This is a genomic window from Agrobacterium vacciniicorymbosi (assembly GCF_040427045.1).
Classification (GTDB): Bacteria; Pseudomonadota; Alphaproteobacteria; order Rhizobiales; family Rhizobiaceae; genus Agrobacterium.
This window is the reverse complement of record NZ_JBETMF010000013.1, coordinates 167,791-177,945: the sequence shown is the minus strand read 5'-3', so window position 1 is coordinate 177,945 and position 10,155 is coordinate 167,791. Positions and strand designations below refer to the sequence as shown.

General features: G+C 57.3%; 10 protein-coding genes. 8 read left to right on the top strand and 2 right to left on the bottom strand.

The window, feature by feature from the left end:
- The first annotated feature begins 141 nt into the window (after window positions 1-141).
- Complete coding sequence (locus ABUK73_RS19525) at window positions 142-438, top strand: hypothetical protein (RefSeq protein ID WP_353578752.1); 297 nt, start codon at window positions 142-144, stop codon at window positions 436-438.
- A gap of 111 nt (window positions 439-549) precedes the next feature.
- Here ABUK73_RS19525 and ABUK73_RS19520 read toward each other — a convergent pair whose 3' ends face one another.
- On the bottom strand, window positions 550-1,347 hold the full coding sequence (locus tag ABUK73_RS19520; protein ID WP_353578751.1) for an alpha/beta hydrolase: 798 nt from the start codon (window positions 1,345-1,347) through the stop codon (window positions 550-552).
- Window positions 1,348-1,647: 300 nt separating this feature from the next.
- On the opposite strand from ABUK73_RS19520, the gene ABUK73_RS19515 reads away from it, so the two are divergent.
- Window positions 1,648-2,064 carry a DUF4174 domain-containing protein gene (locus tag ABUK73_RS19515; RefSeq protein WP_353578750.1) on the top strand — a complete coding sequence of 139 codons (417 nt, stop codon included), beginning with the start codon at window positions 1,648-1,650 and terminating at the stop codon, window positions 2,062-2,064.
- A 597-nt stretch (window positions 2,065-2,661) separates the two neighbouring features.
- On the opposite strand, the gene ABUK73_RS19510 is transcribed toward ABUK73_RS19515, so the two are convergent.
- Window positions 2,662-3,564: a LysR family transcriptional regulator gene (locus tag ABUK73_RS19510; protein WP_353578749.1), complete on the bottom strand. Its 903-nt coding sequence runs from the start codon at window positions 3,562-3,564 to the stop codon at window positions 2,662-2,664.
- A gap of 215 nt (window positions 3,565-3,779) precedes the next feature.
- Here ABUK73_RS19510 and ABUK73_RS19505 point away from each other — a divergent pair, with 215 nt between their 5' ends.
- The 6 genes from ABUK73_RS19505 to ABUK73_RS19480 all read left to right on the top strand — a co-directional run bounded on the left by ABUK73_RS19505 (window position 3,780) and on the right by ABUK73_RS19480 (window position 10,132).
- The gene (locus ABUK73_RS19505) at window positions 3,780-4,472 is read left to right on the top strand and encodes a hydrolase (RefSeq protein ID WP_077107600.1); all 693 of its coding nucleotides are present in this window, start codon (window positions 3,780-3,782) and stop codon (window positions 4,470-4,472) included.
- A 61-nt stretch (window positions 4,473-4,533) separates the two neighbouring features.
- Complete coding sequence (locus tag ABUK73_RS19500) at window positions 4,534-4,824, top strand: XapX domain-containing protein (RefSeq protein ID WP_353578748.1); 291 nt, start codon at window positions 4,534-4,536, stop codon at window positions 4,822-4,824.
- A gap of 103 nt (window positions 4,825-4,927) precedes the next feature.
- On the top strand, window positions 4,928-6,805 hold the full coding sequence (locus tag ABUK73_RS19495) for an amidohydrolase (RefSeq protein ID WP_353578747.1): 1,878 nt from the start codon (window positions 4,928-4,930) through the stop codon (window positions 6,803-6,805).
- Between the two features lie 169 nt (window positions 6,806-6,974).
- Entirely contained in the window at window positions 6,975-7,415 is a 441-nt protein-coding gene (locus ABUK73_RS19490) for a DoxX family protein (RefSeq protein ID WP_353578746.1), read from the top strand.
- The gene (locus tag ABUK73_RS19485) at window positions 7,415-9,019 is read left to right on the top strand and encodes an MFS transporter (protein ID WP_353578745.1); all 1,605 of its coding nucleotides are present in this window, start codon (window positions 7,415-7,417) and stop codon (window positions 9,017-9,019) included. Before ABUK73_RS19490 ends, ABUK73_RS19485 begins: the two co-directional genes overlap by 1 nt.
- A gap of 276 nt (window positions 9,020-9,295) precedes the next feature.
- The gene (locus tag ABUK73_RS19480) at window positions 9,296-10,132 is read left to right on the top strand and encodes an alpha/beta fold hydrolase (protein ID WP_353578760.1); all 837 of its coding nucleotides are present in this window, start codon (window positions 9,296-9,298) and stop codon (window positions 10,130-10,132) included.
- Window positions 10,133-10,155 lie beyond the last annotated feature (23 nt).

Sequence of the window (10,155 nt, the reverse complement as noted above, 5' to 3'; positions counted from 1 at the left end):
ATTACGCCATAATGGACGCACCGGCCATGGCAGCATAACTTAAACGAAATGGCCTCCGGCAAAACCGGTGCGGGTCACAAACATCTCGTGTTGCCGAAAAGCGGCGCCTATGTAATTGCTTCCACCCAAACAGGAGAACGCATGACGGAAAAGTATGGGCCCTACAAACAAATGGGAATTCTTGCAGAGCGGATGGCCGCCCATTACCAAACGGATGCGACCCTGGAACTGGGACCACATCTTGCTCACTACATGGATGAGGTCCAAGTCAATATTGCCGCCCACCATTTCGACCATGTGGGGTTCATGAGAAAAATAGACGAGCGGCTAAAGGCAACCTTGGCAGCGACTTCAAACCCTCGGCGTGTAGAGTTCTTGCACGCGGTTACGGTTGCGCTGCAAGACCGCATGGACGCTCATCCAGTGGTAGACCATTAACTTGTGCGGCTCTACTCACGCGCTTTAGAACCAGCGCCCGCGCGCTATTGAGTTTCTATGATGTCGATTGGCACGCAACCTAAAACTGCATAAAATCTTACCCGCCCGTGATTATTCGAAACGTTTGCGAAGGAATGCGGCTGCCTCCCTCGACTCTGCCAGTGAAATCGTGTGCCCGACGCCGGGGAAGATTTCGGACGTCACGTCGAACCCTGCTGACTTCAGTTGGTTTGCCGCTGCGACTGTTGCTGCCGAAGGTATTGTCCTGTCTGCTTCGCCATGCATCAATAATATCTTCGTAGCCGATGAGGTTGAGGTCGGTGGTAGAGGCAGCAGTCCTGCGAAGCTGACGAGAGCACCGACCTTCCATCGACCCGATGCCACAGCGTCCAGCGCCATGATTGCTCCCTGAGAAACCCCGACGAAGGCCACCCTGTCCAACGCACCTTCGAAACCCTCTCGCTTGATGATATCCGAGACCATGTCATCGAACGCGCGTCGGGCGGCCTCTATTCGCTCGGGGCGCATGACTTGGTCATCGATCGCAAACCATTGACGACCGCCTGATCTGTGGGGAAACGGCGCGTCTGGCGCGACGTACTCTGTATCGGGCAACGTTGCCTGCCAGGACTCGGCGACCGCTTCCATGACAGCGCCCCGCCCCCGAAGTCCGTGAAACAGGATCACCAGGTGGCGCGCGCGCAGTCCTTTCTGCGCGTCCGCCAATTGTGCGGTGCGTCCTTCTATCTGGGCAATCCTGATGTTATCCGCGGCACTCGCGGCCCTCTCCGGAACACTTCGGAATTCCCTGTCAGCAGCAATGGCTTGGACTGGGCTTGCGACGGCGTATATCGCTGAGATCGCGAGGACGAATAGGCAAAAAAGGGCGGCGGGATTTGACGATGTCATGGGATTTTCCTGTTGTGTCGTCCCAACCACGACCCTTAGGCGTTCGTTCCGCACAACTGCCGTGCCGAAACTGACAATCTCGTTGTCTCCGTTCGCTCATGCTTATATTTCGGGGCGGGACAAAAACTTGATTATCTGCCGTCTCCGATCAAAGACCATCCACACATCAATCGCGATCAGCGGCAGGCCAGTCGGATGAGCGACATTTTCATCTCCAGCGAAAATATCCCCCCACAGCACTAGATCAGCTGAACGATGCGCCAGCCCCTGCGTTATCTCCACACTATAGGAGATCGCGCTATGAGACGTTTGCTTGTCGCATCTATTCTTTCAATCACGGCATCACAGGGGTTTGCTATGGATGGCTTGTCGGATTTCAACTGGAAAAACCGTGTCGTGCTCGTCTTTGGTGACGCTGGTGATCAAAAGGTCACACGGCAGATATCGCTGCTGGAACGCCAGAAAGGAGAATTGGCAGACCGGGACATGGTCGTCATCCAGGTGTCAGGGCAGCAGGCTCACGCTGTTTATGGAGAGGCTGCTGTCATGGATGCTGGAAGCCTGAAGAAGGCTGCGGATGTCAGCGGAAATGGTTTCCACATTGTCCTGGTGGGCAAGGATGGCGGTGTGAAGCTCCGAAGCGAGCACGTTGTCACGAACGTCGAAATGTTCGATCTCATCGACCGGATGCCGATGCGACGCGCTGAACGGAATTGACGTCTTATGGGTAAGGCGCCACCCTATCCGGAAACGCCTGATGGAAGGTACTTTGTCGTTAAGGGACGTCTCTGGCGTAAGACCAACCCTAACCTTTCGAAGCCGGATGAAGAGCAGCTTGTACGTGAACTTATGGCGGCTAGGCGCGCCGTTCGCGCCAGAAAAGGCGATGCCGACGAGACTATATCTGCTCGAAGCAGAGTTGACACTGCAAAGATCGCTTTGGGTGAGCGAGGGCCGGTCTGGTGGGAAGACGGCGCGCCTGACTATAATCGCCACCTCCCTCGCAATACGCCCTATTCGGACTGGTTTGCTGGACTTACGGATGACTAAACATGCTGGACAGCATGTAAGGAAAGCTTGAATAATCGCGGGGTTACAATCCGCTCTGCGGTGGCAAGTGAGGCCATCGAACGAGCGCGTCGCGACATTTGTTAGTCCGTAGATGCCTCTCTCAAGGGCGCTCGAACCAGCCATAGATATTCTACAACAGGATTTTCCCAGCTTCGGGAAAAGCTCTCGCTTACCAAATGTTCTGAGGCGGTCTGTGGCAAAGAGAAGCTGAAGCCCCCCACGGTCCATTGTTGTCGCACGACCTCAGTCAGCATGACGCGCCATAAGTGACGGTACTTGTTGCTCAAAAAACTTCGAGAACGAGGCAATTCTCGGCGGCAGTGCCTGATAAGGCGGGTAGTAGAGCGTCAGCCAAAGATCTGGTGGTGTCCATGCGGGCAAAACGTGGATGAGTTTTCCCGATTGAAGTTGCTCCTCTACATGAAACTTCGGGAGCAATGCTACACCGGCACCCTCTGCCGCCATGCTTGCAAGAACCTCACCGCTATTGGAGCTGAACGCTCTGCCCGCTGAGATACTTGCGCTTCCGCTGCCATCGGAGAGCACCCAATTCTCCCTCCTGCTTTCCCCGCTATAGGCGAGGCAATCGTCCGGCGTCAGTTCACTTGGATGCTGTATATCCGCAAACCGGCTTCCCGGAGCAGCAACCAGAATACGCTTTACCACGCTGATTTTCCGCCAGATCGTAAACTTGTCCGATGGTGCTGCTGAGATGCGGATTGCCAGATCGAAATCATCATCGATGATGTTGACCAGACCATCGCCGAGGGACACTTCGAAGCTGATCTTTGGGTAACGTTCACGGAACCCGGACAGGATAGGTGGCAAAACCTGCTGGCCGAACCATGTGGGCGCACTGATCCGCAGGCGGCCGTGGTCAGCCTTGTGGGTGTTCATCACGTCTTTTCTGGCATTTTCCAATGCCTCGAAGGCGGGCTGTATCTGCGCCGCGTAGATTGCGCCGTCGGTGGTCAGAGAAACCTGCCGCGTCGTGCGCACGAAGAGCTGAACGCCGAGATCCTCCTCTAACGCAGCAATCGCACGCGTCACAGCCGCTGGCGTCATATCCAGTTCCCGCGCGACCTGCGCGAAATTGCGCTTTTCCGCAGCCATCAAAAAGGTTCGCAGAGCCTTGTAGTCGTTCATTGATTATTTCACCCAACGCAATTCATTGGCAATTATTATTGCAATTCTTTTGCGTGATCAACTGGCTTAGATTTCAAATCACACCAGACAACGAACTCAGAAAAGGAAGGCCAGCAGCACGATGTCACTTTCAGACAATCGGTCGGCATAACCTTCAAGACTTAACGCCTCCCCTCCTCCATTGCCTTAATCAACACATCAAAGGAAAGACGACAATGTCCAACAAGCTTCAGGTTCTCACGCCCCAGAACAGCCAGATCATCTTCATCGACCAGCAGCCACAGATGGCCTTCGGCGTGCAATCCATCGACCGGCAGGTGTTGAAGAACAATGTCGTTGGCCTTGCCAAGGCGGCCAAGATTTTCAACATTCCGACCACGATCACCACTGTCGAAACAGACAGCTTCTCGGGCAACACGTTCCCGGAATTGCTGGCAGTCGTACCAGACAATGACATTCTCGAACGCACCTCGATGAATTCCTGGGATGACCAGAACGTCCGCGATGCGCTTGCCAAGAATGCCGCAAACGGTCGAAAAAAGGTCGTCGTCGCCGGTCTTTGGACGGAAGTCTGCAATACGACCTTCGCGCTCTCCTGCATGAACGACACGGATTATGAAATCTACATGGTTGCGGACGCTTCCGGCGGCACCTCTGTGGATGCCCACAAATATGCCATGGACCGCATGGTTCAGGCTGGTGTGGTTCCCGTCACCTGGCAGCAGGTTCTTCTGGAATGGCAGCGTGATTGGGCACGTAAGGAAACCTACGATGCCGTCACAACCTTGGTCAAAGAGCATTCCGGCGCTTACGGCATGGGCATCGATTACGCCGTGACCCACGTCCACGGCGGTGCCGAGCGCGTCAGCCACGGCAAGCGCATCGGCCCGAACCCGGCCGCCATCTGATTTGAAGCTGCCCCGCCTGAATTATCGGGCGGCGCCGTCATTTTGGAAAAGGAATGCATCCATGAAAATCTACCTGCTGTCGCTCGCCGTCGGCCTCCTCGTCGGAGTTATTTACGGCCTTCTCAATGTCCGCTCACCCGCGCCGCCCGTCATCGCTCTCGTCGGTCTTCTTGGCATTCTCGTTGGCGAACAGATTGTGCCGCTGGCCAAAACGATCTGGAACAAGGAGCCAGCAGCAGTCTCGTGGCTCAACCACGTCAAGCCGCATATGTTCGGCCATATGCCCAAGGGCGGGCAGACCTCTGTCGATCTTGCCGCCTCCAGACAAGACGCCCCTGAAGGTAAAGGCTGATGACGACGCGCGCACGTTCCTGGGTGCGGCTTCCAGCCTCGCCTTGTCCAATCTCTTCTCGCCGGCCAAAGCCGCGGATACTAACAAGACCGGAGCACACACCATGCATCCCGATATCATCCTTCACAATGGCCGCGTCACGACGCTGGATCGCGCCAATCCCAATGCGACGGCCATTGCCATCAAAGACGGTCTGTTTGCGGACGTGGGCAGCGATGGCGATGTCATGGCACTTGCCGGACCGGACACGAAGATCATCGACCTCAAAGGCAAACGCGTCCTGCCCGGGCTGATCGACAACCACACCCACGTCGTGCGCGGCGGGTTGAACTTCAACATGGAACTGCGGTGGGATGGCGTCCGCTCGCTGGCCGATGCCATGGATATGCTGAAGCGGCAGGTGGCAAACACCCCTGCCCCGCAATGGGTGCGCGTGGTTGGTGGTTTCACCGAACATCAGTTTGCGGAAAAGCGCCTACCGACAATCGAGGAAATCAACGCGATTGCGCCGGATACCCCTGTGTTCCTGCTGCACCTTTATGACCGGGCGCTTCTCAATGGTGCCGCCCTTCGCGCCGTTGGCTATACCAGAGATACGCCCAACCCGCCGGGCGGCGAAATCACCCGCGATCTCAACGGCAATCCGACAGGGCTGCTGCTGGCCAAGCCGAATGCGGGCATTCTCTATTCCACGCTTGCCAAGGGTCCGAAGCTGCCGCTGGACTATCAGGTCAACTCCACGCGCCATTTCATGCGGGAGCTGAACCGACTAGGCATCAGCGGCGTCATCGATGCAGGTGGTGGTTTCCAGAATTACCCCGATGATTACGAGGTCATCCAGAAACTTTCCGACGAAAACCAGATGACGGTTCGTCTGGCGTATAATCTGTTCACTCAAAAGCCAAAGGAAGAGAAAGAGGACTTTCTCAAATGGACATCCTCGGTCAAATACAAGCAGGGTAACGATTACTTCCGCCACAATGGCGCGGGCGAAATGCTGGTCTTTTCAGCAGCCGATTTCGAGGACTTCCGTCAGCCGAGGCCTGAAATGGCCCCGGAAATGGAAGACGAGTTGGAAGAGGTCGTGCGGGTTCTGGCCGAAAACCGCTGGCCATGGCGCCTGCACGCCACCTATGACGAAACAATCACGCGAGCACTGGACGTTTTCGAAAAGGTCAACAAGGACATTCCGCTGGAAGGCCTGAACTGGTTCTTCGACCATGCCGAAACGATTTCGGATCGCTCCATCGACCGGATCGCGGCGCTCGGCGGCGGCATCGCCACCCAGCATCGCATGGCCTATCAGGGCGAATATTTCGCCGAGCGCTATGGCCACGGTGTCGCCGAAGCAACGCCTCCGATCCGCAAAATGCTGGACAAGGGCGTCCATGTCTCAGCCGGTACCGATGCCACCCGTGTCGCCTCCTATAATCCATGGGTGTCGCTGTCGTGGATGGTGACCGGCAAGACCGTTGGCGGCATGCAGCTTTATCCGCGCGCAAACTGCCTGGACCGTGAAACGGCACTGCGCATGTGGACGGAAAAGGTCACATGGTTTTCCAATGAGGAAGGCAAGAAGGGACGCATCGAAAAGGGCCAGTTCGCCGATCTCGTCGTGCCGGACAAGGATTTTTTCTCCTGCGCTGAAGACGAAATCTCGTTCCTGACCTCAGACCTCACCATGGTCGGCGGCAAGATCGTCTATGGTTCGGGTGACTTCAAGGCGCTGGATGAAAACGACGTGCCGCCAGCCATGCCGGACTGGTCTCCGGTTCGAAAGTTCGGCGGTTATGCCGCCTGGGGCGAACCGGAAGGTGCCGGTCAACGGTCGCTGCGCCGGACTGCCATAAGCTCCTGCGGCTGCGCCAGTGACTGCGGTGTTCACGGCCATGACCACGCAGGTGCATGGACGTCGAAACTGCCGATTGCCGATCTCAAGGGCTTCTTCGGGGCGCTGGGTTGCTCGTGCTGGGCGGTGTGATTGCCCCTGCTTTGGCGAACGGGCGTCGCCGCTCGTTCGCTCCCATAATTACAAAAAATGCAATTAAATCGAAACTATTGATGCAATTGTTGGCAGCAATGTTTCGGCGCAAGATCACTCCATCGCAAGACGACAGCCCGTCAAACCGGGCCAACCTGCAGGAGCAGCCATGACCTACCAAACACACACCACCAATCGACTGAAAACAGGTCTGGCGGGCATCATCGCGACGCCAGCGGTGCGTACCGTTGCGCTACTAGCGCTCTGCGCCGCCTATATTCAGGGGCCACTGACCAAGATATTCGATTTCAACGGTGCCATGGCCGAGATGGACCATTTTGGCCTGCATCCAGCGGCAGTCTTTGCAGTCATTGTCATCATTTTCGAGCTGACGGCGTCTGCCATGGTGATATCAGGCGTTCTGCGCTGGGCAGGAGCACTGGCGCTTGCGGGCTTCACGTTGATGGCCACATTCATCGCGCTCCGATTCTGGGAAATGGCTCCCGGCATGGACCGCATGATGGCAACCAACGCTTTCTTCGAACATCTCGGCCTTGCCGGTGCGTTCGTCTTCGTTGCGGCTTATGACCTCACCAAGGGAGCGAAGTGATGACCGCCCGCATATCATCCACCGGCGGAAGCTTCGCGCCGCTGCGCCAGCCTGTCTTTGCAGTCCTTTGGGCGGCAACGGTTCTGGGCAATACCGGCAGTTTCATGCGCGATGTCGCCAGTTCCTGGCTGATGACCGATCTTTCCGCCGCGCCCGCAGCCGTCGCTCTTGTTCAGGCCGCCGGTACGCTTCCGATCTTCCTTCTGGCGATCCCGGCTGGCGTCCTTTCCGACATTCTCGACCGCCGCAAATTCCTGATCGCCATCCAGCTTCTGCTTGCCAGCGTCAGCATATCGCTGATGACGCTGTCCTATTTCGGCATGCTCTCAGTCAGCGCATTGATCGGCCTCACATTTCTTGGCGGCATTGGCGCGGCCCTTATGGGGCCGACATGGCAGGCCATCGTTCCTGAACTTGTGCCGCGTGAAGATGTGAAAGGCGCTGTTGCGCTCAACTCGCTTGGCATCAACATTGCCCGGTCCGTCGGACCTGCGGCGGGTGGTCTGCTGCTTGCGGCGTTCGGGGCTGCTGTCACCTATGGGGCCGATGTTGCCAGCTATATTCTAGTCATAGCAGCCCTCATCTGGTGGCCGCGTGCCAAAAATGCCGACGACGCTTTATCCGAAAATTTTCTCGGCGCATTCCGTGCTGGACTGAGATATACCCGCGCCAGCAAACCGCTGCATGTCGTGCTGTTGCGCGCCGCTATCTTCTTCGCCTTTGCCAGTGCAGCCTGGGCACTCCTGCCCCTCGTCGCCCGCCAGCTTCTCGGCGGTGATGCCAGCTTCTATGGCCTTCTGCTCGGCTCGGTCGGTGCAGGCGCCATTGGCGGTGCGCTGGTGATGCCGAAACTGCGCGAGCAATTTGACTCCAACGGCCTGCTTCTTGGCTCTGCCATCGTGACAGCCCTCGTCATGGGCATTCTCTCTCTTGCCCCGCCGCAATGGTTGGCCATCGTCATCCTCCTGTTTCTCGGCGCATCCTGGATCACGGCGCTGACGACTTTGAATGGCGCAGCACAGGCCGTTCTGCCCAATTGGGTCAGAGGTCGGGGACTTGCGGTTTATCTGACGGTCTTCAACGGCGCGATGACCGCCGGCAGCCTTGGCTGGGGTGCAGTGGGTGAAGCCGTAGGTGTACCAGCAACGCTGCTCATCGGAGCCGCCGGATTGCTAGTCGCGGGGTTCATCATGCACCGCGTCAAGCTTCCCGCAGGCGATGCGGATCTCGTCTCTTCCAACCATTGGCCGGAGCCGCTGGTTGCCGAGCCTGTCGCACATGATCGCGGCCCGGTTCTGATCCTGATCGACTACCATGTCGAGAAGCACAACCGCACCAAGTTCCTGCATGCGCTCGATGAGATGTCATCGGAACGACGTCGCGATGGTGCATATGGTTGGGGCGTTACAGAAGACTCCGCCGACCCCGAGAAGATCACCGAATGGTTCATGGTGGAATCCTGGGCAGAACATTTGCGCCAGCACAAGCGCGTGTCCAATGCGGACGCGGATGTTCAGAGCAAGGTCATCGCATTCCATACCGGTCCGGACAAGCCCGTGGTTCGGCACCTTCTGACAATCAACAAGCCGGGCAAAGCAAAATGACGGCATTATTGCAATTATCGAAATATATTTGAGAGTTTTATTGCGATTGTTAGCCGTTCGTTTTCGGCGCATTCTCTTCACATAGACAAACGCACTGCACACGAAACCACTTCGAACCAACAGGGAGCCGTCATGGCCGACCACAATTTTCCTATGAGCCGCCGTGATGCACTTCTTGTCGGCGCTGCCATGACTGCGGGTGTGCTGCTTCCAACCCGCCCGGTCCATGCTGCACCGGCTGCCACACATCCAAATCCAACCACAGGAGACACGACAATGGGCTTCGTTAAAACCACAGACGGCACCGACATCTTCTACAAGGACTGGGGGCGCAAGGACGCACAGCCAATCGTGTTCCATCACGGCTGGCCTTTGTCTTCCGACGACTGGGACGCGCAGATGCTGTTCTTCCTCGCAAACGGCTACCGCGTTGTGGCCCATGATCGTCGCGGCCATGGTCGCTCGGCGCAGGTCTCAGATGGCCATGACATGGACCATTACGCTTCCGACGCGTTCGCCGTTGTCGAAGCCCTTGACCTGAAGAACGCCGTTCACATCGGCCATTCCACAGGCGGCGGCGAAGTTGCCCGCTATGTCGCAAAGCACGGCCAGCCTGCCGGTCGCGTTGCAAAGGCCGTGCTGGTCTCCGCCGTTCCGCCGCTGATGCTGAAGACAGAAGCCAACCCTGAAGGCCTGCCGATGGAAGTTTTCGACGGCTTCCGGTCAGCCACTGCTGCCAACCGCGCTCAGTTCTTCCGCGATGTTCCCGCCGGCCCATTCTACGGCTTCAACCGCGAAGGTGCGACCGTTCATGAAGGCGTGATCCAGAATTGGTGGCGTCAGGGCATGATGGGCAGCGCAAAGGCCCATTACGATGGCATTAGGGCCTTCTCGGAAACCGACCAGACCGAAGACCTGAAGGCCATCACCGTACCAACGCTGGTTCTCCACGGCGAAGACGACCAGATCGTGCCGATTGCAGATGCGGCTCACAAGGCCATCAAGCTGCTGAAGAACGGTACGATCAAGACATATCCTGGTCTCCCGCACGGGATGCTGACCACCAGTGCCGATGTCCTGAACGCCGACCTGCTGGCCTTCATCAAGGCGTAAGCCAACTCAACATGATGCCGACG

Bases quoted from the DNA above. Each gene is read 5' to 3' on its own strand.
- ABUK73_RS19525 (WP_353578752.1), top strand. From the start codon at position 142: ATGACGGAAAAGTATGGGCCCTACAAACAAATGGGAATTCTTGCAGAG.
- ABUK73_RS19520 (WP_353578751.1), bottom strand. From the start codon at position 1,347: ATGACATCGTCAAATCCCGCCGCCCTTTTTTGCCTATTCGTCCTCGCG.
- ABUK73_RS19515 (WP_353578750.1), top strand. From the start codon at position 1,648: ATGAGACGTTTGCTTGTCGCATCTATTCTTTCAATCACGGCATCACAG.
- ABUK73_RS19510 (WP_353578749.1), bottom strand. From the start codon at position 3,564: ATGAACGACTACAAGGCTCTGCGAACCTTTTTGATGGCTGCGGAAAAG.
- ABUK73_RS19505 (WP_077107600.1), top strand. From the start codon at position 3,780: ATGTCCAACAAGCTTCAGGTTCTCACGCCCCAGAACAGCCAGATCATC.
- ABUK73_RS19500 (WP_353578748.1), top strand. From the start codon at position 4,534: ATGAAAATCTACCTGCTGTCGCTCGCCGTCGGCCTCCTCGTCGGAGTT.
- ABUK73_RS19495 (WP_353578747.1), top strand. From the start codon at position 4,928: ATGCATCCCGATATCATCCTTCACAATGGCCGCGTCACGACGCTGGAT.
- ABUK73_RS19490 (WP_353578746.1), top strand. From the start codon at position 6,975: ATGACCTACCAAACACACACCACCAATCGACTGAAAACAGGTCTGGCG.
- ABUK73_RS19485 (WP_353578745.1), top strand. From the start codon at position 7,415: ATGACCGCCCGCATATCATCCACCGGCGGAAGCTTCGCGCCGCTGCGC.
- ABUK73_RS19480 (WP_353578760.1), top strand. From the start codon at position 9,296: ATGGGCTTCGTTAAAACCACAGACGGCACCGACATCTTCTACAAGGAC.